The 26000-nt window shown below is 64.7% G+C and carries 24 protein-coding genes and 2 pseudogenes; 19 read left to right on the top strand and 7 right to left on the bottom strand.

Annotated elements, in window-relative coordinates:
• The first annotated feature begins 56 nt into the window (after positions 1–56).
• Positions 57–1259 carry an ammonium transporter gene (locus tag DRB87_RS06815; protein WP_130025351.1) on the top strand — a complete coding sequence of 401 codons (1203 nt, stop codon included), beginning with the start codon at positions 57–59 and terminating at the stop codon, positions 1257–1259.
• A gap of 135 nt (positions 1260–1394) precedes the next feature.
• On the opposite strand, the gene DRB87_RS06810 is transcribed toward DRB87_RS06815, so the two are convergent.
• Positions 1395–2288: a LysR family transcriptional regulator gene (locus DRB87_RS06810; RefSeq protein ID WP_130025350.1), complete on the bottom strand. Its 894-nt coding sequence runs from the start codon at positions 2286–2288 to the stop codon at positions 1395–1397.
• Positions 2289–2387: 99 nt separating this feature from the next.
• Between DRB87_RS06810 and DRB87_RS06805 the strand changes: the two genes are divergently transcribed.
• From DRB87_RS06805 to DRB87_RS06795, 3 genes and pseudogenes are all read left to right on the top strand, one after another.
• Complete coding sequence (locus DRB87_RS06805) at positions 2388–3692, top strand: CitMHS family transporter (protein ID WP_130025349.1); 1305 nt, start codon at positions 2388–2390, stop codon at positions 3690–3692.
• A 25-nt stretch (positions 3693–3717) separates the two neighbouring features.
• Positions 3718–5084 (top strand): annotated as a pseudogene (locus tag DRB87_RS06800) (acyclic terpene utilization AtuA family protein).
• Between the two features lies 1 nt (position 5085).
• Positions 5086–5397 carry a hypothetical protein gene (locus DRB87_RS06795; RefSeq protein WP_130025348.1) on the top strand — a complete coding sequence of 104 codons (312 nt, stop codon included), beginning with the start codon at positions 5086–5088 and terminating at the stop codon, positions 5395–5397.
• A 50-nt stretch (positions 5398–5447) separates the two neighbouring features.
• Here the strand turns inward: DRB87_RS06795 and DRB87_RS06790 are convergent, their stop codons facing one another.
• Complete coding sequence (locus DRB87_RS06790) at positions 5448–6371, bottom strand: LysR family transcriptional regulator (protein ID WP_130025347.1); 924 nt, start codon at positions 6369–6371, stop codon at positions 5448–5450.
• 204 nt (positions 6372–6575) lie between these two features.
• Between DRB87_RS06790 and DRB87_RS06785 the strand changes: the two genes are divergently transcribed.
• From DRB87_RS06785 to ttdB, 3 genes are read left to right on the top strand one after another with little or no spacing between them, the layout of a single operon-like run.
• Entirely contained in the window at positions 6576–7877 is a 1302-nt protein-coding gene (locus tag DRB87_RS06785) for an MFS transporter (protein WP_130025346.1), read from the top strand.
• Between the two features lie 43 nt (positions 7878–7920).
• Entirely contained in the window at positions 7921–8820 is a 900-nt protein-coding gene (ttdA, locus tag DRB87_RS06780; RefSeq protein ID WP_130025345.1) for a L(+)-tartrate dehydratase subunit alpha, read from the top strand.
• Positions 8817–9425: a L(+)-tartrate dehydratase subunit beta gene (gene ttdB / locus DRB87_RS06775; protein WP_130025344.1), complete on the top strand. Its 609-nt coding sequence runs from the start codon at positions 8817–8819 to the stop codon at positions 9423–9425. Before ttdA ends, ttdB begins: the two co-directional genes overlap by 4 nt.
• A gap of 164 nt (positions 9426–9589) precedes the next feature.
• Here ttdB and DRB87_RS06770 read toward each other — a convergent pair whose 3' ends face one another.
• Complete coding sequence (locus tag DRB87_RS06770; protein ID WP_130025343.1) at positions 9590–11185, bottom strand: hypothetical protein; 1596 nt, start codon at positions 11183–11185, stop codon at positions 9590–9592.
• Positions 11186–11672: 487 nt separating this feature from the next.
• Between DRB87_RS06770 and DRB87_RS06765 the strand changes: the two genes are divergently transcribed.
• Together DRB87_RS06765 and DRB87_RS06760 are read left to right on the top strand one after the other, a co-directional pair.
• Positions 11673–12821: a flagellar brake protein gene (locus DRB87_RS06765; RefSeq protein ID WP_130025342.1), complete on the top strand. Its 1149-nt coding sequence runs from the start codon at positions 11673–11675 to the stop codon at positions 12819–12821.
• On the top strand, positions 12730–13413 hold the full coding sequence (locus DRB87_RS06760; RefSeq protein ID WP_240756285.1) for an IclR family transcriptional regulator: 684 nt from the start codon (positions 12730–12732) through the stop codon (positions 13411–13413). Before DRB87_RS06765 ends, DRB87_RS06760 begins: the two co-directional genes overlap by 92 nt.
• A 120-nt stretch (positions 13414–13533) precedes the next feature.
• Here DRB87_RS06760 and dmpG read toward each other — a convergent pair whose 3' ends face one another.
• Both dmpG and DRB87_RS06750 read right to left on the bottom strand, forming a co-directional pair.
• Positions 13534–14553: a 4-hydroxy-2-oxovalerate aldolase gene (gene dmpG, locus DRB87_RS06755; protein WP_130025340.1), complete on the bottom strand. Its 1020-nt coding sequence runs from the start codon at positions 14551–14553 to the stop codon at positions 13534–13536.
• Between the two features lie 34 nt (positions 14554–14587).
• Complete coding sequence (locus DRB87_RS06750) at positions 14588–15574, bottom strand: acetaldehyde dehydrogenase (acetylating) (protein ID WP_165385249.1); 987 nt, start codon at positions 15572–15574, stop codon at positions 14588–14590.
• Positions 15575–16252: 678 nt separating this feature from the next.
• On the opposite strand from DRB87_RS06750, the gene pagP reads away from it, so the two are divergent.
• The gene (gene pagP, locus DRB87_RS06745; RefSeq protein ID WP_130025338.1) at positions 16253–16915 is read left to right on the top strand and encodes a lipid IV(A) palmitoyltransferase PagP; all 663 of its coding nucleotides are present in this window, start codon (positions 16253–16255) and stop codon (positions 16913–16915) included.
• Here the strand turns inward: pagP and DRB87_RS06740 are convergent.
• On the bottom strand, positions 16891–18258 hold the full coding sequence (locus tag DRB87_RS06740; RefSeq protein ID WP_206100074.1) for a sugar MFS transporter: 1368 nt from the start codon (positions 18256–18258) through the stop codon (positions 16891–16893). The two genes, pagP and DRB87_RS06740, sit on opposite strands and share 25 nt — an antisense overlap.
• Positions 18259–18506: 248 nt before the next feature.
• Here DRB87_RS06740 and DRB87_RS06735 point away from each other — a divergent pair, with 248 nt between their 5' ends.
• From DRB87_RS06735 to DRB87_RS06700, 8 genes are all read left to right on the top strand, one after another.
• Positions 18507–19112, top strand: a complete 606-nt coding sequence (locus DRB87_RS06735; RefSeq protein WP_130025337.1) for a hypothetical protein — start codon at positions 18507–18509, stop codon at positions 19110–19112.
• Positions 19100–19417, top strand: a complete 318-nt coding sequence (locus DRB87_RS06730; RefSeq protein ID WP_130025336.1) for a hypothetical protein — start codon at positions 19100–19102, stop codon at positions 19415–19417. Before DRB87_RS06735 ends, DRB87_RS06730 begins: the two co-directional genes overlap by 13 nt.
• Before the next feature lie 311 nt (positions 19418–19728).
• Positions 19729–20199 carry an HU family DNA-binding protein gene (locus tag DRB87_RS06725; RefSeq protein ID WP_017233739.1) on the top strand — a complete coding sequence of 157 codons (471 nt, stop codon included), beginning with the start codon at positions 19729–19731 and terminating at the stop codon, positions 20197–20199.
• A gap of 479 nt (positions 20200–20678) precedes the next feature.
• A complete protein-coding gene (locus DRB87_RS06720; protein WP_130027766.1) occupies positions 20679–21476 on the top strand; it encodes a transporter substrate-binding domain-containing protein in 798 nt (265 codons plus the stop codon).
• 287 nt (positions 21477–21763) lie between these two features.
• Complete coding sequence (locus tag DRB87_RS06715) at positions 21764–22411, top strand: PadR family transcriptional regulator (protein WP_130025335.1); 648 nt, start codon at positions 21764–21766, stop codon at positions 22409–22411.
• On the top strand, positions 22411–23250 hold the full coding sequence (locus DRB87_RS06710; protein WP_130025334.1) for a siderophore-interacting protein: 840 nt from the start codon (positions 22411–22413) through the stop codon (positions 23248–23250). The genes DRB87_RS06715 and DRB87_RS06710 overlap by 1 nt, the downstream gene beginning before the upstream one ends.
• A gap of 57 nt (positions 23251–23307) precedes the next feature.
• The gene (locus DRB87_RS06705) at positions 23308–23658 is read left to right on the top strand and encodes a cupin (RefSeq protein WP_130025333.1); all 351 of its coding nucleotides are present in this window, start codon (positions 23308–23310) and stop codon (positions 23656–23658) included.
• A gap of 157 nt (positions 23659–23815) precedes the next feature.
• Complete coding sequence (locus DRB87_RS06700) at positions 23816–24163, top strand: hypothetical protein (protein WP_130025332.1); 348 nt, start codon at positions 23816–23818, stop codon at positions 24161–24163.
• 124 nt (positions 24164–24287) lie between these two features.
• On the opposite strand, the gene DRB87_RS06695 is transcribed toward DRB87_RS06700, so the two are convergent.
• Positions 24288–25043 carry an SDR family oxidoreductase gene (locus tag DRB87_RS06695; RefSeq protein ID WP_130025331.1) on the bottom strand — a complete coding sequence of 252 codons (756 nt, stop codon included), beginning with the start codon at positions 25041–25043 and terminating at the stop codon, positions 24288–24290.
• Between the two features lie 327 nt (positions 25044–25370).
• Between DRB87_RS06695 and DRB87_RS24155 the strand changes: the two are divergent.
• Positions 25371–25859 (top strand): annotated as a pseudogene (locus tag DRB87_RS24155) (CDP-alcohol phosphatidyltransferase family protein); the annotation flags it as partial.
• Positions 25860–26000: the final 141 nt, after the last annotated feature.

Here is a 26000-nt window from a genome sequence, read left to right as displayed (position 1 = left end):
GCATTACTCTTGCATATCGTCATTCTTCTTCATGTTTGCACCAAAAGAGCACATTCATGCCCAATTCCAATACACCCGGCGACGTGCTGTTCCTTCTGCTCGGCGCGATCCTGGTGCTTGCCATGCACGCCGGCTTTGCGTTTCTCGAACTCGGCACTGTTCGAAAGAAGAATCAGGTCAACGCCCTGGTCAAGATCCTGACCGACTTCGCGGTCTCGGGTCTCGCCTATTTCTTCATCGGCTATCCGCTCGCGTACGGCGTCGATTTCTGGTCGAGTGCCACAGTGCTGTCGGAGCACAACGGCTATGCGCTGGTTCGCTTCTTCTTCCTGCTGACATTCGCGGCGGCGATTCCCGCCATCGTGTCGGGCGGCATTGCGGAGCGCGCCAAGTTTCACCCGCAGTCCGTGGCGACGTTCTTCCTCGTCGGCGTGATTTATCCGTTCTTCGAGGGCATCGCCTGGAACGGCCATCTGGGGGTTCAGGACTGGTTCACGCATGCATTGGGTGCACCGTTCCATGATTTCGCGGGCTCGGTGGTCGTGCATGCTGTCGGCGGCTGGATCGGGCTGGCGGCGGTGTTGCACCTCGGCGCACGCCGCGGACGCTACAACGGCCAGGGACAAGTCGCCGCGCATCCGCCGTCGTCGATTCCGTTCCTGGCGCTTGGCGCGTGGATCCTGATTGTCGGCTGGTTCGGCTTTAACGTGATGAGCGCACAACGCGTGGGCGGCATCTCGGGGCTGGTCGCCGTGAACTCGCTCATGGCGATGGTGGGCGGCACGCTCGTGGCGATGTGGGTCGGCCGCGACGACCCCGGCTTCATCCATAACGGCCCGCTCGCGGGACTCGTTGCCGTGTGCGCGGGCTCGGACGTCATGCATCCGCTGGGCGCGCTTGTTGTCGGTGCGGTCGCCGGCGGCCTGTTCGTGTGGCTGTTCACGGTGACGCAGAACCGTCTGCGCATCGACGATGTGCTCGGCGTGTGGCCGTTGCACGGCGTGTGCGGCGTGTGGGGCGGCGTGGCGGCCGGCATCTTCGGACAGAAGGCGCTCGGGGGCGTGGGCGGCGTGAGCTTCCTCGCACAGATCGCCGGGACCGTGATGGGCGTGGTGATCGCCTTCGCCGGCGGGTATGTCGTGTACGGTGTGATCAAACGTTGTGTGGGCCTGCGGCTCGACGACGAACAGGAATACTACGGCGCCGACCTCTCCATCCACAAGATCACCGCCACGCCGGAGCGTGAGACGAATTGGTGAGTGTGTTCGCGCCACGTCGCACGAAGTGCTGACGCGCAACGCTGCGCCGATCGCGAGGCTTGGACGTCAATATTGCTCGAAGGCCGCCTGAGCGCCGGGATCGGTCTCCGGCCTCTCGCCCCTTACCCCTTCGGCTTACCCCGTCGCCAACCTCTCCAGCAACATCGCCACAAACGTTTGCGTGACGGGAGGCAATGTCCTCCCGCGCTTCTTGATCAACGCGATGGGCCGCACGAACGCGTCGTGATCGATCGGGCGAACCCGCAATTCCGGTTCCGCCCGCACTTCCCGGGCCGACGCCGGCAGGATCGTCACCCCGAGTCCCGCGCGGACCATGGCGACGGCCGTCATCATATACGTCGGCTCGCAGGCAATTTCCGGCGTGCAGCCGCCGCTCGCGAACGCGCCGTCCACCACCGCCCGCACACTGGTGCCTGGCGCCGTCAGCACCAGTGGCACGCTGGCGAGATCCGTCAGCGATACGCGTTTGCGTCGCCCAAGCGCATGCCCCGCAGGCAGCACCGCCACCAGTTGATCGGCGCCCGCGTACAGCACGTCGACCTCCGCGTCGCTCAACTCGCCGCCCGTCAGGCCGATATCGACCTCTTCGTGACGCACCAGTGTCTCGACCACGCCCGCCACCGCATCTCTCACGTGAAAACCGGCGCGCGGCACCGCTGCCTTCACCTGCTGGATCAACTCCGGCAGCACACTCGCCGCAAACGTCGGCAGGCAGGCAATGCGCACCGTGCCGCTCGACCCATCGCCGAGCGCACGCGCATCGATCAGCACATGCTCCATGTCATGCAACGACTTCTGCAACAACGGCAGTAGCTCGCGCCCCGTCGGCGTCAGCGCAACATTGCGGCTGTTGCGATCGAACAGCCGCACGCCGACCGTCTCCTCCAGCCGCCGAATCTGCACAGTCAATGCCGGCTGTGACAAATGCAGTCGGGACGCCGCGCGCGTGAAGCTGCCCGTCTGCGCCACCGCGATAAACGCCCGAATGTCTCGTAGATTCAAATCCATTATGTTTTTTGATTGCTGCGATCAAATCATTTCAATTGATTTATCAACGCCTCGAACTTACGCTCGATCGCATCAAAAAACAACATGGGAGACAAGCACATGCTGCCATTACTGGGGCTGGCTACCATCGTCGTGCTGCTCGGCGCGATACTTTCGAAACGCATGTCGCCGCTCGTGGCGCTCATCATCGTGCCGATCGTGGCGTCGTTGATCGGCGGGTTCGGCTTTCATACCAGCAAGTTCGTCATCGACGGTCTCAAGAGCCTCGCACCGGTCGTCGGCATGTTCGTCTTTGCGATTCTCTACTTCGGCACCATCACCGACGCCGGCACGCTCGATCCGATCATTGATCGCATCCTGAAAGCCGTCGGCACCCGACCCACGCGCATCGTCATGGGCACGACGCTGCTGGCCCTGCTGATCCACTTGGACGGCTCCGGCGCCGTGTGCTTCCTCGTGACGATTCCGGCCATGCTCCCGCTTTACGACCGTCTGGGCATGGACCGCCGCGTGCTGGCAGCCGCCGTGTCGATGGCCGCGGGCATCAACTTCCTGCCGTGGACCGGGCCGATGATTCGAGCGTCGGCGTCGCTCCGCCTGCCGGTGTCGAGCCTGTTCAATCCGCTGATTCCGGTGCAAGCCATCGGGCTGGTCTTCGTATTCGGCATGGCCTACTGGCTCGGCCGCCGGGAAGAGAAGCGGCTCGGTCTCACCGCCGCGAGCGGTTCGATCCCGATGCCCAGACGCGAACTCTCGCCGGAGCAACAGGCGCTGCGCCGTCCGAAGCTCTTCTGGTTCAACATCATCCTTACCCTGGTCGTGCTCGGCACGATGGTCGTGATGGGCGAGAAGCTGCCGCCCGCGATCATGTTCATGGTGGGCCTGTGCGTCGCATTGATGGTGAATTACCCGGACGTCGACATGCAACGCAAACGCATCGACGCACACGCACGCGCGGCGTTGATGATGGCCGGCATTTTGCTCGCCGCGGGCGTCTTCACCGGGGTGATGCAAGGCAGCGGCATGCTCAAGGCGATGGCGCAAGCGGCCGTCGGCTTCGTGCCGCCGGACATGGCGGGCCACATTCCGGTCGCGCTCGGTCTGCTGTCGATGCCGCTGAGCATGCTCTTCGACCCCGACTCGTTTTACTTCGGCGTACTGCCTGTCATTGCCGAGGTCGCCGGACAACTGGGCGTGCCGGCCGTGCACGTCGGGCAAGCCGCCCTGCTGGGCCAGATGACGACAGGATTCCCGGTCAGCCCCCTCACGCCCGCCACCTTCCTGGTCGTCGGCCTGTGCGGCATCGATCTGGCCGACCATCAGAAGTTCACGTTTCCGCTGCTGTTCGGCGCATCCATCGTCATGACGATCGCGTGTGTCGCACTCGGCATCTTCACGCTTTAAGCCTTACTGAACGGACCCGACCCGCATGAACGGCACGCAACCCACCCCGTCTTCGCGACGAATCCGGATCGGCGCAGGCGCCGGATACTCGGGCGACCGCATCGAGCCTGCCGTTGAACTCGCGCAGCGAGGTGCGCTCGACTATCTCGTCTTCGAATGCCTGGCCGAGCGCACGATTGGGATCGCGCAACAGGCACGTCGCCGAGACCCGCAATCGGGCTACGACCCGTTGCTGGAAGCACGCATGACCGCCGTACTGCCGGCAGCGCTGCGCAATGGCGTGCGGATCATCTCGAACATGGGCGCGGCCAACCCGCTCGCGGCGGCACGAAAGACAGCGGAGATCGCTCGCGCACTGGGGCTCGGCGACGTGAAGATCGCCGCCGTCACCGGCGACGACGTGCTCGACGTCGTGCTGCAAGGCGACGCCCACTTCGAAGAAACGGGCGAGCGCGTGGCGTCTTACGGGAATCGTATCGTGTCGGCCAATGCGTATATGGGCGCGGCCGGCATCGTCGATGCCCTGGCGGCGGGCGCGCAAATCGTGTTGACGGGTCGGGTGGCCGACCCTTCGTTGTTCGTCGCGCCGCTGATCCACGAGTTCGGATGGCGCATGGACGATTGGGAAACGCTGGGACAGGCCACCGTCGTCGGGCATCTGCTGGAGTGCGCGGGACAGATCACCGGCGGCTACTTCGCCGATCCGGGCTACAAGGACGTGCCCAACCTCGCGACGCTCGGGTTCCCGATTGGCGAAGTCGCGCCCGACGGATCGGTCGTCATCACCAAGCTGCCCGACGCCGGGGACGCGTGACACAAGCCACATGCAAGGAGCAGTTGCTTTACGAGATTCATGATCCCCGGCGATATCTTCAGCCCGACGTCGTGGCCGACTTTTCGCAAGTGCGCGTGGCGGAAGAAGCCTCCGACCGGATCCAGGTGACGGGCGGACGCGGCACCCCCCGCACGGACACGCTCAAAGTTTCCGTCGGCTACGTCGACGGATTCATTGGCGAAGGGCAGATCTCTTACGGGGGCCCGGGCGCCGTGGCACGGGCGAGGCTAGCGCTCGATATCGTTCGCGAACGACTGGCATTGACGGGCGTGCAGACGAACGAATTGCGCTGCGATCTGATCGGCATGAATTCGCTGCACGGAGAAACGGCGGGCGCGCGCCACGCCGAGCCGTATGAAGTCCGTGTGCGCGTGGCGGGACGTATGTCATCCGCCGAGCAGGCATTACGCATTGGCAACGAAGTCGAGACGTTGTACACCAACGGTCCCGCCGGCGGTGGTGGCGTGACCAAGTCCGTACGCGAGGTGCTCGCGGTCCAGTCGGTGCTGTTGCCACGTGAGCACGTCAAGCCATCCTTTACCTTCGTGGAGATCTGAGATGAAGCTGCGTGAACTCGCGCATTCGCGCACGGGCGACAAGGGCAACACGCTCAACGTCTCGCTCATCTGCTACGACGCAAAGCATTACGAGCACTTGCGCGCCGAAGTCACGGCAGAGCGGGTGAAGGCGTTTCTGGGGGACGTCGTGCTTGGCGATGTCGTGCGTTACGAACTGCCTTGCCTGGGCGCGTTCAATTTCGTCCTGGGCAAGGCGCTCGGGGGCGGCGTGACGCGCTCGCTCGCGCTGGACGCCCACGGCAAATCGATGAGTTCAGCCTTGCTGGATTTTGAGGTCGCGACGCCGGATTGACACGCGACGCGCTCGACGCGCCGACACGCCCCCCCCGGACGACCGACGCCCTACCATTTCGCACCGACCGGCGACGGCCCGTCGGCATGCTGGCCAAGATAGTCGCGCAGATGGTCGACGAAGCAAGTGACCTTCGCCGAGAGGTTCAGGCGCTCCGGATACACCGCGTAGATGTCGGCCGGCGGCGTCTCGTACTCGGTTAGCACGTGCGCCAGTCGACCGGTGCGCAAATACTTCGCCACATCCCACTGGGCGCGCATCAGGATGCCGCGCCCGTCCAGCGCCCAGTTCAGGGCGACCTCCCCGTCGTTGGTGCTCAGCTTGCCGTGCACCTTGATCGTCTCGGTATTCCCGCCCCGGCTGAGCCGCCAATTGCCGTAAGCCCCGTCGTTCTGACGCAGCACGATGCACTCGTGCTGCGTCAAGTCATGCGGATACGCCGGCTCGCCCGCCGCGCGCAAATAGCCCGGCGAGGCCACGAGCATGCGCCGGTTCGCGGCAATCCTGCGCGCCGTGAGCCGGGAGTCCGGCATCTCCCCGAATCGGATCGCGATATCGATGCCGTCGTCGGGGAGCCCGACGGGCCGGTCCGTGAGGTGTAGTTGCACTTCCACATCGGGATACGCCAGCGTGAACGACGAGATGGCCGGGCCGACATACGAGCGCCCGAACCCCAAAGGCGCATTGACCCGGAGCGTCCCTTTCGGCGCCGCCCGGCTGCTCGATACCAGGCGCTCCATGTCGTCGATATCGCTCAGGATGCGCTGCGCGTGGGCGAAGTACACCTCCCCCTCGCTGGTCAGGCTGATGCGGCGCGTCGTCCGGTTGAGCAGCCGCACGCCAAGACGATCCTCCAGATTCGACAACCGCCGCGACACGGCCGGCGGCGTGAGGTTCAGCTCGCGTGCCGTCGCCGCAAGACTGCCCTGCCGGACCAGCGTACAAAAGAATTGGAGTTCGGTATCCGCGTTCATTCATAATTTTTTTGCAACAATGAATTAACTTTACATCGATTCAACTATTTATCCCAAGCATTAATCTCCGTTACCAGCCAGCCTCGTGTCGCGAACGCCCGATTCGGACACGTGCATCGAGGTCGGCCGGCATGCCACATCAGATGGCAGACAACACCCATGCAGCCAGACCCGGCTGCGTGTCGGAACAACAGGAGACACCCCATGGATAACGAGCTGGAAAAACGCACGCTGCGCCGCATCACCTGGCGCATCGTTCCCTTCATCGTGCTGCTGTATTTCATCGCCTACATCGACCGGGTCAATATCGGCTTCGCGGCGCTGACCATGAAGAAGGATCTGGGTTTCAGCGCCTCGGCGCTCGGCTTCGGCGCAGGCATTTTCTTCTGGGGCTACTTCATGTTCGAAGTGCCCTCCAACATCGTTCTGCACAAGGTCGGTGCCCGCCTCTGGATTGCGCGCGTCATGGTGACGTGGGGGATCATCTCCGCGGCCATGGCCTTCGTTCAGGGGACGACCAGCTTCTACATCGTGCGCTTCCTGCTCGGCGCGGCGGAAGCCGGATTTTTCCCCGGCATCATTCTTTACCTGAGCTACTGGTTTCCCGCGCGGCACCGTGCCGGTGTGACGGCGCTGTTCATGGCCGCTGCCCCGCTGTCGACCGCGATCGGCTCGCCCATCTCAGCCGCGCTTCTGCAAATGCATGGCCTGGCGGGTCTGGCCGGCTGGCAGTGGATGTTCGTTCTCGAAGCCGTGCCGGCGCTGGTATTGGGCGTGGTCGTCTTCTTCTACATGACCGACAAGCCGGAGCAGGCCAAGTGGCTCAAGGACGACGAGCGCACCTGGTTGGTCGACACGATGCGCGCGGAAGCCGCCGGCAAGGCGGGACATGCGGCGCACGGCCTCCTGAGCGGCTTGGCCAATCCGCGTGTGCTGGCGCTCTCCCTGATCTACTTCGGCACCTCGGCAGGGCTCTACACGCTGGGCATCTGGGCACCGCAGATCATCAAGCAACTCGGCGTCTCGTCGATGACGGTCGGCTTGCTCAACGCCATCCCCCCGCTTCTCTCGGTCGTCGCGATGATCGTCTGGTCGCGTCATTCGGACCGCACCGGTGAGCGCGCCTGGCACGTCGTGATCGCTTGCCTGGCGGCCGCCGTGGGACTGGTCGTGGCCACGGGCGCCACCAGCATCGTCGGTCTCATTGCCGCACTCGCGCTCGTGAACATCGGCATCAGTTGCGCCAAGCCGCCGCTGTGGAGCATGCCGACGACGTTCCTGTCGGGCACGGCCGCCGCGACGGGCATCGCCACCATCAACTCCATCGGCAACCTCGGCGGCTTCGTCGGCCCGGCCATGATCGGCTGGATCAAGGACAAGACCGGCAGTTTCGAGGGCGGACTGTATTTCGTCGCCGGCCTGCTCGTGCTCTCCGCCGCACTGACGCTCGTGCTGGCCCGCACCCGCAAGCCGGCATCCACAGCAAACGGTGCCGTCGCGCATTGAGTGCACCGAGCACGCCACCGAACCATTTTTCAAGGAGCACCCCATGGACAAGGAAGCATCCATTCAGTCCCTGACGGACACCATGGCCAAATTCACGGCCTACATTGGCAAGCGATTGCCCAAGGACGTCAAGGCAAAGCTGGCCGATTTGCGAACGCTGGAAACCAACCCGCTCGCCAAGTCGGTGTACGACTCGATGGCGGGTAACCAGGAAGCCGCGGACAAGCTCGATCGTCCAAGCTGCCAGGACACCGGCGTGATCCAGTATTTCATCGAGGCCGGCGCCAATTTCCCGCTGTTGGGCGAACTGGAAGAGATTCTGCGCGAGGCGACCGAAACCGCCACGCGCATCGGACCGCTGCGCCACAACGCGGTTGAAACCTTCGACGAGCACAACACCGGCACCAACACCGGCACGCAGATTCCGTGGCTCGACTGGCGCATCGTGCCGCAACAGGACACCTGCACGATCGACGTGTATATGGCCGGTGGCGGCTGCACCCTGCCGGGTGCCGCCAAGGTGCTGATGCCGGGCCAAGGCTACGAGGGCGTGGCGGAGTTCGTCATGGACGTCATCACCGAGCGTGGCGTGAACGCCTGCCCGCCGCTGCTCGTTGGCGTGGGCGTGTCGACCTCGGTCGAGACGGCGGCGCGGCTCTCCAAGCTGGCGATTCTGCGTCCGGTCGATTCGAAGAGCGACAACCCGCGCGCCGCGCTGATGGAACAACTGCTCGAACAGGGCCTGAACGAAGTCGGCATCGGCCCGCAGGGGTTGACCGGCAACCACAGCGTGATGGGCGTGAACATCGAATCGTCGGCGCGCCATCCGTCCACCATCGGCGTGGCGATCAACACCGGTTGCTGGGCCCACCGTCGCGGCAAGATTCGCTTTAACGCCGACCTGTCCTACGAAGTGCTTTCCCACGAAGGAGTGGTGCTGTGAAGAAGATCCTGACGACCCCGATCAAGGATGAAGACCTGGAAGACCTCAACGTCGGCGACGTGGTGTACCTGACCGGGCGTCTCGTCACGTGTCGTGACGTGGCGCACCGTCGCTTGATCGAACAGGGACGCGAGTTGCCCGTCAACCTCGAAGGCGGCGCGATTTTCCACGCGGGACCCATCGTGCGCAAGAAGGACGACGGCGGCTTCGAGATGGTGTCCATCGGCCCGACCACGAGCATGCGCATGGAGAAGTTCGAGCGCGAATTCATCCGCAAGACCGGCGTGAAGCTGATCGTCGGCAAGGGCGGCATGGGACCGGAGACGGCCGCCGGCTGCCAGGAACACAAGGCCATTCACGCCATTTTCCCTGGCGGCTGCGCGGTGCTGGCAGCAACATTGGTCGAGGAAATCGAAGGCGCGCAATGGCAGGACCTGGGCATGCCGGAGACGTTGTGGATCAACCGCGTGAAGGTGTTCGGGCCGCTCATCGTGTCGATCGACACAAAGGGCAACAACCTGATCCAGCAAAACAAGGTGACGTTCAACGAGAAGAAAGCGCCGATTCTCGCGAAAATCAGTGAACAACTGAGTTTCATCAAGTAAGCGCAGGAACGCAGGGGCGCCAGAACCTAGGCCGCCGCCCGTTGCGAGTCCCCTGCGGGCCGCCGCTGGCCGGCGGCCAATTCATTTCCATGGCCGCGCACGCACGATCAACGAACGCCAAGCCGCCGTCATGACGGCTCAGCGTGCGTCGGTACGCCATCCCCTCACACCCACGTCGACTCGATATCGACATGCGCTACGCCCGAGCGCGTGCGTGTAACGCCCGGCGGGACAGTGGGTCGATCATTCGGCGACGCCTCGGTCGCTTGCGCCGCCGGCGTACCGCACGACGACACTACGCGTTCCAGTAACGCCGCGCTCCAGTGCTGATACAGGAGCAGCAACCGATACGACGTTCGGACTGGCGTCGTGCCCCCACATTGCCACGCATCCCCCTTCCATCGATATCCCCACGGACTCTCGGCCGGATTCAGGCTCAGATAGCGGTGGCCATCAACGCACGACGCGTGGCACTGTACGTCGAACGCGACACAAGCGGCGGCAATGTCGTTCGCCGTCAACGATTCGCCGCACGCCAGTAAGCGCTCACGTAAAGCCTCGCTCGACGCGATGGCCGCCAGCAGCGGCGTGTCGCAATGCGCGGAGAGCTGCGTCACACGATCGACGCGATCGAGGACTGTCGCCTGATCGTCGGCCGATACCGTCGCGAGCCGCTCGCAAAGCGCTTCCCATCGGCGCGTCAAGTCCTGCGCATCGAGCGTGAAAACCGCATTGCGCGCCCAGGTGCCGAGCAGACTCGTCACCGCGCGACAGGAATCGAGCATGAGCCCGGCCACGCGCAAGATGCCTCGATAACCATCGGTCCCGCTAGACGGGCTCGGCTCGCTCGCGAACCAGGACGGCATCCAAAGACCCAGCCGCGCGGGCGGCACGGCCGTGTTGGCGAATGTGAAGAGCGTGGCGACGTCGCGCGCACGTGTAAGCGTGCTCAGCGTGCCGCGCCACGACGACGGCGCGTCATGGGATGGCGCAGGCGGTACCACGCACGCTTCCAGCAGCCGGCATCCCGCGTCCATGCGCTTGAGCACTTCGTCGACGGCATGGTGACGAATCAGCGTCGGCGACCCGAGCGACTGCGTCACGACGCCCTTCGCGCCCTCGAACGCCAGCAGCGTCCAGTCGGCCCACGGCACCCCAAACGGGGTGTTGGCGATCGAGGCGCCGCGACCGGCGCCCGGCGTCCCGTCGTCCCCTGGCGCGCCCTCCTCCTGGTAAAAGCACGCGGCAATGATCGCGAGCAGCGACAGGTTGCCCATGAGCGACAGGGCATCGCGCGTCGCACGAAAATGCCAACCGCGATCGCCGGTCGCGGCCACCGTGTCGATCCATCGCGCAATGTCGCGACACATCGGGTCGACATCGACCTTGATAGCAGTGGGCGTGGCGGATGCGTTGGCGTTGGCGTCGACGTTGACGGTAGCGGTAGCCGGGCGACTCGCGTTAGCGGTGCCGTAATGCACGCCCTCGTCGTGAGTGGGCGCCAACATCGCCTCGACCTGCGCGACGTTGCGCGCCAGACGCGCGTCGCGCGCGTGCGCAAGATCGAACTCCTTGCGATAGAAGTGCTGGCATGGCCCGGTCGTCACCCACAATCCCGCCCACGCCTTGGCAAAGGCCTGCGCAAGCGCAGGATCGACGCGACGTGACAGCACGCCCCCATCGCTGCGCGCATCGCTCGCCGTGTTGGCCGTCTGCGCCAGACGGGCGCCAATATCGGTTTGCGCTGCGCGGCGCGGCATCGTCGCCTCCGGCCGTCCCGACCGCCCAACGGCCGGCGCCGGGCCCCAGGCCCCTCCCCAACCGCTTGCGCCTGCACACTGCTGGTACCACATCGCTCCCCCCCACCTGGTCGCCGCCGGGCGCGCCGGCAAACCGTCAACTATAGGGAGATGGCACGACGCATGCCGTGCCCCATGGAGCGAGCACGCGCGCCCATCCCGAATCCAGCCGTTGAACCCCGTCAGTGCCGCGTCGCAACCATCCCCCAGCGAGTGCCCACTTACGCAGCTTGCACAGGGCAGAGTACAACTCCCCTCTCGCCAAGTGCCAATGCGCCGGGGTAGACTTTCGGACACCTGACGTCAGCGGTCGCTCGCGCAATCCGGCGAGTCCCCCTTCGCTACGATTGCCGCGAAGCCGGTGGGCCGATACCATGCCGGCCAGCTAACGATCCACGACATTTCAACGCACGAACGCGAGCGCGCCCGCCGCGCGCCCCCTGCCCCAATGGTCGATACCTCATCTCAGACGTCTGCCGCGCCCCTCCATGCGCTTCCCCTTGTCCCGCTCGCGCCCCACGAGATCCCCCTGGGCGACGCCCTGCCCTGGGCCATCGTTGATCGCAATGGGGAACCCCTGCTTGCCGCGGGCGATATCGTCCCCACGCAGGCGGGCCGCGACTGGCTGTTCGCGTCGTTCGCCCCGCACCGGGTCGCCAACCTCGGTGGAGACGACCTCGCCCCATCCGACGTTACCGCGCCCACGGCGGCGGCTCCCGACAATGCGAGCTCTGCCGCCGCCGGCGCGACGCAACCGCAGTACGCGCTCACCGACCTGAATCTGCGCCCCGGCGACTGGCTGCAGATCCAATTGCCGCCGGGCGCCGGGTCGCAGCGGGTGCGCACGCGTGTGATCGGATACGCGCCGAATCAGATGCTGTTCATCACCGCCCCGACGGGCCGCGTCGCGCCGCTGACCCTACACGCCGGCGAACGGCTCGAACTCTGGACATTCTCCGGCGAAGACATTTACCACTTCGTCTGTACGGTGGAGCGTGTGAAGCGGCTGCCGTTCGATTACGCCGTGCTCTCCGCGCCGGCGCAGATCCGCCGCAAGGTGCTGCGCCGTTCGCAGCGCGTGCCCGCCAGGCTGGTCGTATCGGTCGGTGCGGGTGAGGCGCGCCACCTTGCCCTGCTGCAAGACGTCAGCGCCGAAGGGGTCTCGCTGCTGGCCGACGCGCCGCTCGGCGCGCCCGGCGACAGCATGCAACTCGCGTTCCGCGTGCGTGTCGGAGACATCGACATGCCCATCGAAGCCAGTGGCACGATCCGCAGCGTGCAACAAGGCGACGACGGCAGTCATTTGCACGGCGTCGAATTGCCCGTGCTCGATCCGTCGCATTACGTCGCGCTCAAGTGCTACGTCTACGAGCGCCTGCTGGCGCTCGGGGGGCCTGATGGCGAAGCCGAAGCCTCCCGAGGCCGAGCGTCCGCGCACGCTCGCCAGCCAGACGCTCTTCCGCGGCCTCGATATCGTGGAAGCCGTCGCCGCCGGCATCGACACCGTGCCGGCACTCTCGGCACATACCGGCATCACAACGTCGACCACACACCGGATCGCCTCGGCGCTCGTGCACGCGGGGTATCTGCGTTTTGAGCCGCGTCGCGGCTACCGGCTGGGCAACAAGCTCATCGAACTTGGGTTTCTTGCCTACCGACAAATCGACTTGCCACGCGTCGCACGCCCCACGCTCGAATCGCTCGCGAGCGAGACGCAGGACACCGTGCATCTGGCCGTCGCCGACGGCTGGGAAGTGATGTACCTCGACAAACTGCCGGGACAACGCGCCGTGGAGATCAGCTCGCGCATTGGCGGACGCAAGGCGATCTGCGTGACCGGCGTGGGCAAGGCGCTGTTGCTCGATCAGGACGAAGCGGCTTGGAAGGCACAACTTGCTCACTATCAGTCGCAAGCGCCGTCAACGTCGATCGATACGAAGGCGTGGCTCGCCCGCATGCACGACTACGCCCGTCTCGGTTACGCCTTCGATCTGGAAGACGACACGCCGCAAATTCGCTGTGTGGCCGCGCCGGTGTATGACGCAAGCCAGCATATCGTGGCCGCCATCAGCGTCTCGAGCACGACCAAGTACATGAGCCGCGAGCGCATGCAGGAACTCGTGCCGCGCGTGAAGCACGCCGCCGCGCAAATCAGTCACCAGCTCGGCTGGTCCGGTCACGGGGGCTAAGGCTCGTCGACCGAGATTCTCGTCGATAAAAAAACGGCCCTTGCGTGCAAGGGCCGTTGGCGTTAAGGCGTGGGAGACGCGGCTCCCTGGGAGATCCCTGGGGCGATGCGCGTCCGGGCGCTACGCCGCGCGTCGCTTGAGCAGATCGAGCGCCACGTCGACGATCATGTCCTCCTGACCGCCCACCATGCGACGCTGCCCCAGCTCGACCAGTATGTCGACGGTCTTGAGGTCGTAGCGCGCGGCAGCGGCTTCCGCGTGACGCAGGAAGCTCGAATACACGCCGGCGTAGCCGAGCGCCAGCGTCTCGCGATCCACGCGCACCGCGCGATCCTGCAACGGGCGAACGAGGTCGTCGGCGGCGTCCATCAACGTGTACAGATCGCAGCCGTGGTGCCAACCCAAACGCGACGCCGCGGCGATAAACACTTCCAGCGGCGCGTTGCCCGCGCCCGCGCCCATGCCCGCCAGACTCGCGTCGATGCGATCGCAGCCCTCCTCCACCGCAACGATGGAGTTCGCCACGCCGAGGCTCAGGTTGTGGTGCGCGTGCATGCCGGTGAGCGTCTCGGGCTTGAGCACGTCCTTGAAGGCGCGAAAGCGCTCGCGCACGTCGTTCATACCCAGCGCGCCGCCCGAATCCACCACATAAATACACGTCGCGCCATACGACTCCATCAACTTGGCCTGCTCGGCGAGATGCTGCGGCGTGGTCATGTGGCTCATCATCAGAAAGCCGACCGTGTCCATGCCCAGCTCGCGCGCGTAGGCAATGTGTTGGCGCGAGACGTCGGCCTCGGTGCAGTGCGTTGCGATACGCACCACACGCGCCCCTGCGTCGTAGGCTTCGCGCAGATCGTGCACGGTGCCCACGCCCGGCAACAACAAGGTGGCGACCTTGGCGTGCGTGACCGTCTCGGCCACGGCGGCAATCCATTCGAGATCAGTATGGGCGCCGAAACCGTAATTGAAGCTGGAGCCGGCCAGTCCATCGCCGTGCGCGACTTCGATGGAGTCGACATGCGCGGCGTCGAGCGCGGCGGCAATCGCTTTCACATCGGCAATGCGGTACTGGTGTCGAATTGCGTGGCTGCCGTCGCGCAGCGTCACGTCGGAGATATAAAGCTTTTTCTGCGTCATGATGAGGTGTGTCTCCTGAGAGCGCGTGCGACCGTCAGGCCGCGAGCGCCAGGCGAGTGGCGGCGATACGGTCGGCGCAGGCCAGCGCGGCGCTGGTCATGATGTCGAGGTTGCCTGCATACGCCGGCAGATAGTGCGCGGCCCCTTCCACTTCGAGAAAGACCGAGGTCTTCAGGCCGGTGAGCTTGCCCAAGCCCGGCACGTTGAGCGGGCGCGATGCGTCGAACAACTCGAACTGCACTTTTTGCTTGAGACGATAGCCCGGCACGTAGGCATGTACCTTGTCGACCATCGCCTGAATGCTTGCGGCAATGGCGGCCTGATCCCCCGGCTCGGACAGCACGAACACCGTGTCACGCATGATGAGGGGCGGCTCCGCCGGGTTGAGCACGATGATCGCCTTGCCGCGCGAAGCCCCGCCCAGCACTTCAATCGCTTTCGACGTCGTTTCCGTGAACTCGTCGATGTTGGCGCGCGTGCCCGGCCCCGCCGACTTGCTCGAAATCGACGCGACGATCTCCGCGTAATGCACCTTCGCCACCTGCGAGATGGCCGCGACCATGGGGATGGTCGCCTGACCGCCGCACGTCACCATGTTGATGTTTCGCGCGTCCAGATGCGCGTCGAGGTTGATCGACGGAATCACGTACGGGCCAATGGCGGCCGGCGTCAGATCGATCACCTGCACGCCACGCGCTTGCAGCAGCGCGTTGTGATGCGCATGCGCCTTGGCCGAGGTCGCGTCGAATGCGATGCGAATGTCCTCGAAACCGGGCATCGCCAGCAGGCCGTCGATACCTTCCGCGGTGACCGGCACGCCGAGGCGCTGCGCACGCGCCAGGCCATCCGAGGCCGGATCGATACCGACCATCGCGCCCATTTCCAGATGTTCGCTGTTGCGCATCACCTTGATCATCAGGTCGGTGCCGATGTTGCCCGAGCCGATGATCGCCACTTTCTGTTTGCGTCGTTCCGTCACTTTCGTCTCCTGAACGTATCCGTCCACTGATATGAGCCGCATCGTAATTGCGCGACACTCGAAATGTCAATATGTAAATATTGATCCCATATATTGAGATTGATAAAACACGAGCTTATCCACATTTTTTGTTCACAAGCCCGTTGATAACTTGCGGAAAAGCAGGGCAAGTGGCTGATTCGACAGGGAAGAATGGGGGCGCGCGAAAGTTGAGCCACGGGTAGAAAAACGCCGTCTGGCGCGGGTTTCGCGGAAGTTCGTTATCCACAGAATTTGTTTGCAAGCCAGTGGACAACTCGCGGATAGCTTTCTCAAGTCCTTGATCGGACAGAGAAAAAAGGTGGCGCGCATTTGCTGCGCGCCGTCGAGCGTCTTGCGATACCCCAATTTCGCATGGCCCACGCGGGCGCACGCGGCGAGATGTTATCCACAGAAAATGTTCACAACCCGGTGAATAACACGTCGATATCCACGATAGGTCATTGACGCGAAACGACTTCTTCGGCGAGCGACAGGTTCGATCAGCCCGTGCTTCGGGCTTGGGCCGTTACGCGAAAAATCGGCCATTCGAACTTTTGCAACGGCGACGAGGTCTAGGAAGATTGGAATGCCGGTCACGAAGCGCGTCGGGGCGACGTCCCAAGTTCGCGGCGTGCCGTTTGCCGGCACCATGCCGACGACCGTGATCGACACGTTTCTTGCAAAACGACAAGCTCAACCATGAATACGAACCCCCGACGCACCGGGCGGCTCGCGCCATCGATTCGACTCGCACCGCCTGCCTCGCCCTCAAGAATTTCTCTCTCGTCTGGCCGCCACACGTTTGTCGCGCTGGGTGCGGCGTTGACGTTGTTGTCACCGCTGGCAGCCCATGCCGACGACGCCCCGAGTGGCATCTCGACGTGGACCGGCGCCATCGTCGATGAAGTGCGCGACGTTGCCACGCAAGGTGCGAGCGATCTCTACGTACCGCTGCATACCCATCACCTGCGCTTCGCCTACACGAGCGAAAAGATCGCCCAGTACAACGAAAACCCGTGGGGACTCGGCTACGGACGTGTGTTGTCCGACGGCAATAAGGGGTCGCGAATGCTGTACGCCATGGCGTTCAAGGACTCGCATAACGACTGGTCGCCGATGGCCGGCTACGGCCGCATCTGGAACATCGCCAACGCCGGGCCCGTGCGTTTCGGGCTCGGCTATACGGTCTTTCTGATGTCGCGCTCGGACACGCTCGGCGGCGTGCCTTTCCCCGGCGCGCTGCCCCTCGCCGAAATCGGCGTGGGGCGCGCCTCGGTCTCGACCACCTATGTGCCCGGCGGCAAGGGCAACGGCAACGTGCTGTTCTTCTTCGGTCGTTATACGTTCGGCAAGCCGGGTTGATCGTCGGACGTTGACCGGCCGCTCGCGTTCACCGGCCCGAGCGCCGCCTCATCGTGATCGCCGGCAGCAGATTCGGGCGCGGTGCGTGTGCACCATGCCCCGAACCCCGCGATGTAGCCGTACGCCAGCGCAGGCACGAGGAACGACAGCGCGATCCCCACACCATCGGCCAGCGCCCCCTGCAGATAGGGCAATACGGCCCCGCCGACGATTGCCATGCAGATCAGCCCGCCCCCCTCGCTTACACGCGCCCCCAGTCCGCCCACCGACAGCGAGAAGATCGTCGGAAACATGATGGCGTTGCCGAGGCCGCACGCCAGCAGCGCCGCCATCGCCAACGACGCTGGCAGCGCGAGCGACGCGAGAATCAGCACCACGTTGTAGATCGCGCAAAGACTCAGCAGCCGCCCGGGCGACACCTTGCGCAACAGCCACGCGCCCACGAATCGCCCCGCCATCGCTCCACCCCAATACAGCGCCAGATACCGGCTTGCCTGCGCATGGTCGACGATGCCCGTGCCCGCTTGTGTCAGATAGGCGATCAGGAAACTGCCGATACTGACTTCCGCGCCAACATAAAGAAACAGCGCCACGATGCCGTAACGCAAGGGACGGTGTGACAACAGACTGCGCACGTTGCCGAGCACGCTCGGTGGCGACACGCGGCGCGCACGGTGTTCCGGCGGCGTCAGCCGCCAGAGCACCCCGCCGCCGATGGCCAGCACCGCCGCCAGCAGGCCATAGGGGCCGCGCACGCTGTCTACGGCGTGGCCGGTTGCGGACTGCGCCTGCGGCGCGAGGATCCAGAGCGCGGCGAGCGGCGGTCCGACGGTGGTGCCCAGCGAATTGAACGCCTGCACCAACGTGAGCCGGCTCGCCGCCGCCCCGCGCGTGCCCAACGTCTCGACGTAGGCGTTCACCGCGACTTGCAGCAGCGTGATACCACTCGCCAACACAAAAAGCGCGGCGAGAAAGCAGGGATAGGACATGAGTGCGGCGGCAGGGAAGAACAGCGCGCAGCCGACGCCGGCCAACCACAACGAACTGGCCAGCGCGCGACGGTAACCGACGCGTGCGGTGTATTGCCCCGCCGGGTACGACACGACGAAATACGCGGCGAAGAAACTCGATTGAATCAGGGCCGCGTCGCGAAAGGTCAGGTCGAACGCGGCCTTGAAGTGAGGCACCAGAATGTCGTTCAGCGACGTAATGAGCCCCATGGCGAAGAAGAGCGTCGCGAGCATGGCCAGCACGCGATTCGCGGAAGGCATGGGGGCGGTGGGGAATTCGTTGGGCGAGGGAATATCAGGCAGACCAGGGGCATTCGTGCGATCGACAACCATGCATGTCTCCAGTGGACAACGAGCGGTGTTCTCGTTGAGAGCGGGGGCCGGGCATTAGCAGTCTAGAACGCGTTCTCGATGTCGGGACACGGGCGAAATCTCATAATTGCGCGACACCGGGATGGCATGTGATGCGGCTTCGCGTCCCCGAGTCCCCCTACGTTTCGCGACTTTCGACACTTGTCAGCCGACAACTTTTGATCGACTATCCGCGGCATAACGATTGCCGCCACATTCGGAGAAACATCATGCGGGGTTTGGCTTCCATGAGCATCGCGACGGCGTGGCTCGTCGCGGGCATATTCGGCCTCGCCGGCCAGGGATACGCGCAGTCCGGCGGCGCATCGCGTGCGCCGGCCGCCGCGTGTGACTGTGCCCAGGTCGTCGCCGACTGTTCGGCCTCCGTGTCGGTGATTCCGATACGTGCGGTCAACGGCGCCTTCTCCGCCGACGTCATGCTGCAAACGGACGCCCCGTCGTGCGCCAAGGTCGATTACCGGCTAGACGACACGCCGTACGTCACGGTGCTGCCCGACGGCGCCGCAGGCGGCCAGCGCCTCTACGCCACGCGTGCGCTGACGCGCAACAGCGTGTCGCACCTGTCGTGTCATGTGTGCGCGGCGGCATCGGCACCGGTGCCGAACGACGGCCTGTCTCCCGGTATGGCCCGTGTCGACGGCGCCCCCGGCACGTACAGCGCGGCGCCCGCCGGCAGCGCTGGCACAGTGACCACTGCCGCCTCGACTGCGACTACCGCTACGACTGACACCACGACCTCCACGACCGTCTACACGCCGCCGATGCCGTCGGGCACAGCGGCGCAACCGGGCGCAGCCGCCCCTTGCTCGTGGTGAATCCGTCCGGGCACTGGCGCGGTCTGTGCACGAATGCGCCGCCGTGGTGGAAGCCTTGGGGCTCGCCGATGACGCGTCTGATGGCGCTCGCGCTCAATGGCGCGCAGGTCACGGGCAGTGTCGACGACGTCGAGCCCAACGTTCACACCACGGTGCAGGGCACACTGTCGGGCGACCGTCTGCAACTCGCCGGCAGCTACGGCGCGAAGCACGACATCACGTTCGGCGCGAATGGCACCACGCTGACCGATGCCTGGTGCAACGGCGACGGTCGCTGCGAAACCTGCGAAATGCAGCGTTTTTAAGGCTTTGCGGGCCATCGACGTCGACGGCGGCGCGAGGCATGCGCACCAAAATCGCGCAAAAAAAGTGCTGAAGGCCGCACGAAATTCGAGAGGCAAATTCTCCAACACGAGGACGGATCGCCACGTTCCCGATGAAACGAAGCGAAATGCGGCGCGCTTCCCCGCTCAGCCTTGTGCGGCAGGCACGCAACATAATTCGCGCACGGCTCGCACAACGCGATTTCTTAGGTAGAATCGTCGGCGCAGCAATACGTATCATTCGGGTGGCCGTTCTACGACGGCACTTTCTTATTCTCATCGATTGGATCGATATGGCAACGGCAAAGAAAGCAGCAGCAAAGAAGGCCCCTGTGGCAAAGAAAGCCCCGGCAGCGAAGAAGGCGCCGGTAGCGAAAAAGGCAGCACCGAAGGCCGCCCCGAAGGCAGCCGTGAAGGCCGCTCCGAAGGCAGCCGCCAACGGGAAGGTGTCGCCGATCAAGGACGCACTCAACAAGACCCAGCTCGCAGCCCACCTCGCCGAGCAATCGGCAGTCGCCGTGAAGGAAGTCAAGGCAGTGCTGGCCGCGCTCGAGAACACCATCGTCAGCTCGCTGCACAAGAAGGGTGTTGGCGAATTCACGCTGCACGGCCTGTTCAAGGTCACGTCGCAACAAATCGCCGCCAAGGCGAAGCGTTTCGGCAAGGACCCGTTCACGGGCCAAGAGCGCTGGTTCCCCGCCAAGCCGGCGTCGGTGCGCGTGAAGGTTCGCCCGCTGAAGAAGGTCAAGGACGCCGCCCAGTAAGTCCAGCGCTCACGCCGCCGTGGCATCCACGGCAATGTGATTTGCCAGGACCGGGCAAGCAGTGCCTGAACACGGTGCCGAATTTCGGCACCGTTTTTTTCGTCTTCATCTTCCTGTCTCGTGCACGCCGAGACACTGATTTCGTCGTCCTCATCACTGTCTCGACACGGCGCCGCTCGTGCGGGACTCAGGGTTTTCGCTGGGGTTTGTGCGGAGTGGACGCGTCTTGTACCGCCCGCTACCATCGCTCGGGTTAACCGTCAGACGGCCGCGAGACGTTCGCCTCGCACCCGACCTCAGCATTCTGGTAACGCCTTCGCAGCCTCAGGAGACCCAGCATGACTCGCAAGTTATCGCGTCACCCTGCGCAAGTTCGGCATTCCCATTCCTTTACGCATCCGGCCAGCCGGCCAAACGTTCCCGTCACCCCCGACCTTCGCTCGCGTCGCGGCTTTCTCACCGCGCTCGGCGTGGCGGCCATGCCGGCCGGTTTCGTCGGATCGCTCGGCGGCACCCTGGGCGGCCTGCTCACGAGCACCCTGACGCTGTTTTCCACGCCTGCCCACGCGCAAACTGTGGCCGACATCAGGAAGAAGGGCACGCTCAACGTCGGCATGCTCATCGACTTTCCGCCGTACGGCACGACGAACGCGCAGATGCAGCCTGACGGCTACGACGCCGACGTGGCAAAACTGCTGGCGAAGGATCTGGGGGTCAAGGTCAACATCATGCCGGTGACGGGACCGAACCGGATTCCCTATCTGCTCAGCGGCAAGGTCGATGTGCTGGTCGCGTCGCTCGCCATCACCCCGGAGCGCGCCAAGCAGGTGCAGTTCTCCAAACCCTACGCCGCCGCGACCATTGTGCTGCTCGGCAAGACCGGCGCGCCCATCAAGTCCGCCGCCGATCTGAAGGGCTTGCGAGTGAGCGTCGCGCGGGCGAGTACCCAGGACATGGCCGTTACGAAGACGGCGCCCGAAGGCACCGAGATCCGTCGATTCGACGATGACGCGTCCGCGATGCAGGCGCTGCTCACCGGGCAGGTCGATGCCATCGGTTGCTCGGTGACGGTCGCGAACGCGATTCGTCAGCGAGCACCGGGCCAGTTCGAGCCGAAGTTCAATTTGCTGCAGCAGGCGATGGGCATCGCCTTGCGTCCCAATCAGCCGGAACTGCTCGCGGCGATCAACGACTTCGTCACGCGCAATACAGCCAACGGCGAGCTGAACAAGCGTTATCGCAAGTGGCTCGGCACCGATCTGCCGCACATGCCATAAGCACCGCCGCCCCCGGCGCTGAGCGCGCTGGGGCGCTTGGTTCCCCAGCAATTGTCCGACCGCGCCCGTGCCGACTCCGGCACGGCGCCAACCTATCGAAATGCACATTTCGATCCAATCTCCGCACCTCGCGAAGCCCTCCCGTAATACTCCGTAATTCCCTGCCGTCCCCGCCCCACGGTCATCCCCCGCCCTTCCGACGTGATCTTCACAAAAATAGCTTTTCTTTCGATGTAATTTAGATATATCGTAAACACGTCTTAACTACATCGATAAGGAGTCGCATCATGCGTGGATCACGTGGCGATTTCATGGGCCGAGGCCCGCTGGACCTGGACAACATGGAGGTTGGCGACGACCGGCGCGGTGGGCGCCATGGACGGCGCGGCAGTGGCGAGGGATACGGTGACGCCCGCTTCGGACGCGGCGACGAAGGGCGCGGCGAGCGCGGCGGCAGGGGCGGACGTGGCGGTGGCCGCCTCTTCGGTCATGGGGGCTTGCGGCTCGTGCTGCTGCACCTGATCGCGCAGCAACCCCGCCACGGTTACGAACTCATCAAAGCCATCGAGGAGAGTGTGAACGGCACGTACAGCCCGAGCGCGGGTGTGGTCTACCCGACGCTCACGCTGCTCGAAGAAATGGGCTATCTCCGTGTGCAGGAGAACACGGGCGACAGCCAACGGAAGTCTTACGAAATCACCGATGCCGGCCGCGCCTATCTGGCGGAAAACGAGGTCGCGGTCACGGAACTGCTCGCACGGCTGACGACGCGCCGTGAGCGTTCGGAAGACATGCCGCCGCAGGTCATGCGCGCGCTGCACAACTTCAAATACGCCGTGCATCTGCGCCTGGGCGGCGAGCCGCTCTCGACCGAGCAGGCCAACGCATTCGCCGCCATTCTCGACGCGGCGGCGCAACAACTGGAGCGACTTTGATGAGAGATAACGCAGCACCGCCCGTCATCCCCGATCGCACACCGCAACGCGTGCGCCACGAACTTCGCCTGCGTCGGCTGGAAGTCCGTCACGTCGAACAGCTCACGCCGCACATGCTGCGCGTGACCCTGGGTGGCGACGATCTCGAAGGCTTCACCAGCCCCGGCTTCGACGACCACGTCAAACTGTTCTTCCCCGACCCGGCGACCGGCGAACTGGTGCTCCCGCAGCCCGGCGCGCAAGGGGTCGCCAAGCCCGCGCCCGGCGACGCACCACGACTGATGCGCGATTACACGCCGCGCCGGTACGACGCGGCGTCGCAAACCCTGGTGATCGATTTTGCGATGCACGACTCCGGCCCCGCCACGCAGTGGGCGCGCTCGGCTCAACCGGGTGACAGCATCGGTGTGGGCGGTCCACGCGGCTCGCTCGTCATTCCCACGACCTTTGACGGCTATGTCTTGATCGGCGACGACACGGCGCTGCCCGCGATCTCGCGGCGTCTGGCCGAATTGCCGGCCGGCGCGCTGGCGTTCGTCTTCGCGGAAATCGACAGTCCGGCCGACCGCCTGCGCTTCGCCAGCGATGCCGACGTCGTGGTCGAATGGCTCTATCGCGAAGGCACGCCGGCCGGTCAAAGCACCGCGCTGATCGACGCGCTCTGCGTGGCCACGCTACCCGCTGGGGATGTGCATGCCTGGGTCGCGGCCGAGGCCGGCGTGGCGAAGGCCGTGCGTCGCCATCTCGTCGACGCGCGCGGGCTCAACCCGAAATGGGTGAAGGCGGCCGCCTACTGGCGACGCGGCGACGCCGCCGTGCACGAGACGCTGGACGACTGAGCTCGGGGCCGCGTGTATGCTTTCTATCCCCCGCAGACGAAAGAACGCTCGGCACCGATGAATACGCCCCTGCTACCCGATACGAATCTATTTGCCGGCCTGCCGTCGCCTCCGGACCCGGCCGCAGCCGAGCAGTTCACTACGCTGCTTGCGCACCCCGGGATGCGTGTCGAGCGCATCGTCTCGACCGGACAGGCGTCTCCCCCAGGCTTCTGGTACGACCAGGCGCAGCACGAATGGGTCGTGCTGCTCACGGGCGGTGCGGGCTTGGCCTTCGCCGACACGCCCGGCCAGACACTCGTACTGAAGCCCGGCGACGCCGTCGCGATTGCCGCGCATCGCCAGCATCGTGTCGCCTGGACGACACCGGGCGAAACCACCGTCTGGCTGGCGATTCACTACGATTGACGACGTCCGCCGCGTTCCCCTTTGGAGAAATTCCCTGCCGTCTTTCGGAATTGCCTGATAGAAATGCCTGGAACAAATTCCGACTATGGAAACGCGTCCCGGGGATGTCGAATCTCGGCACCCGAAGGGCGGTTCACCCAAAAGGGGGTACGACGACATGGAGCAACGCAAACGACACGACGGCTTCGAGCGTTGGGCAGCGGGCGCGACGGCGCGTCAGGCGGCGCGCGATGATGCTCGCTGGCGCGTGTTTCGGGCACCAGAGCAGGCCGACTTTCACGGGTTTGTCGTCTGGTGTTACACGCAGGGTGTGTTTCTCGGTCAGGAATTCGATCGGCGCACCGACACCATCACGCACTGCTATGTGCGTAACGGTGCTTGGGCCGTGCAGTTCGATTCATTTGGGGAGGCGTGTGAACGTGCCTTCGACATTCATGCGCCAACGCTGATTCTGTACGCACCGGAGCGCAACGGCAGCGTCTTCATCACCAGTACCGAGCAGTAGGCCGCACGACGCGCCGACGTCTTCGGCGAAGGGATGGCACCGGCCGGCGAAACGCCGCCCGGTGCTTTCTTCCGTGCTTGCCAGCCGAGCCGCGACAGCAGGCGTGTACGACTGTCGGGTCGGATCAGGCGTAGTGGCGGATGTCGTCGATTTCGGTCTGACCGAAATCGTCGCGCTCGGTCAGCGCCAGAATGCGCTGCGCCACCGCATCCGGCGACGACAGCTTGCCGCTGGCCTTGAGGTCCTGAAAACGCGCCAGCGCCGGAAAACTCTCCACGCTGCTACCGCGAATCGTCTCTTGCATGCCGGTATCGACCACACCGGGCGCGAGCGATACGGCCTGAACGCCGTGCTCGCGATGCTCCGCGTTGACCACCCGTGTGTACATGTCCAGTGCGGCCTTGGTGGCGCAGTAGACCGACCAGCCGGCGGTCGGATTGCGGCCTGCACCCGACGAAATGTTCACGATCTGTCGCTTGGCCGCGAGTCCCTGCGTAGCGGCGAGAAAGCGCGCCGTGAGCAGCATGACGGCGGTGACGTTCAGGGCGAAGGCCGCGCCAATGGCCGCCGGGTCCGTGAGGGCCGCGGCATTCGCGACCGGATTGACCGTGCCCGCATTATTGATCAGCAGGTATCGCGAGGCATCGCGCGGTAGTGCCGCGAAGATGCGCTCGGCGACCTGCGCTGCGGCATTGGCATCGGCCAGATCGACGGCCACTTGTTCAAGCGTCGCGCCTTGCGCGCTGGCCAGCGCCGCAAGGTCGTCGTCCGTGCGACGGGCCAGCGTCACGAAATGGGTGCCGGGGGCGAGCAGACCGCGCGCGAGCGCCGCGCCGAGACCACGGGATGCGCCGGTCAGAATGGCAATCGTTTGGGACATGGGGAATTGTGCGGTCGTATTAAGCCGCAGCATGAGACGAACAAGCCCGTCATTATCCGCGCATCGTCCCGGCCCCGCTATCCCGACGACACGTCGATTTTCCGTCGACCCGACGCCCGCTGCCTGAAATGCGAAATGAGGTATTGCGGAATATAATCACAATCAAACTGCGCCGGTGATGGCAAGTATCGAAAACGCATTCGGCGAGACGCGCGCAACGCGCGGCACGCAGGCGCAGTGCAAGCATTGCGCACGCGTCGGTGTCCTGAATCGCCATGGTTGTCGCGGTCGGACCAGCGATTCGCCTGCGCTGCACGGTACCGCCTTATGGGTATATATTTCCCCCTCATGGAAACGATACCGAGAACTATTCCGGCGCCGGATGTTGCGCCAGCCGCAAGCAACACCGCACGCCCGGTGCCACCGCGCCCGCGCCAATACGATGCGCGGCTTGCGCGCTGGATGGTGACGCCGCTGGTCGACACGCGGGTCACGCCGAACCACCTCACGACGCTGCGCCTGATCGTCGGCCTCGCCTGCGCGTGGGCATTCGCGCAGGGCGGCTATGCGATGGCCAACCTGGGCGCCGTGCTGCTCGTCCTGTCGAACTTCATCGATCATACGGATGGCGAACTGGCGCGCGTCAGCGGCAAGACGAGCCGTCTCGGTCACTTCTACGATCTCGCGTCCGACGCCTTCGTCACGGTGCTGCTGTTTGGCGGTATCGGCATGGGCGTGGCGGCCGGTGCCCCGGGGCAATATGCAGTGCCTCTGCCGCTGTCTGCCTCGGTGCTCGGCTGGATGGCCGGGGTTGCCGTCGCCCTGATCTTCTTCCTGCGCATGCGCATCGAGGAACGTGTCGGCAAGGCCGGCACGACACAAGCGCGCGTCGGCGGGTTCGAGACGGAAGACGTGCTTTACCTGATGCCGATCGTCACGCTGTTCGACGGCACGCGC

The sequence above is a fragment of the Pandoraea sp. XY-2 genome, from assembly GCF_004193915.1.
GTDB lineage: Bacteria > Pseudomonadota > Gammaproteobacteria > Burkholderiales > Burkholderiaceae > Pandoraea > Pandoraea cepalis.
The sequence above is the reverse complement of the archived record's forward strand: the minus strand, read 5'-3'. Positions and strand labels throughout refer to the sequence as shown.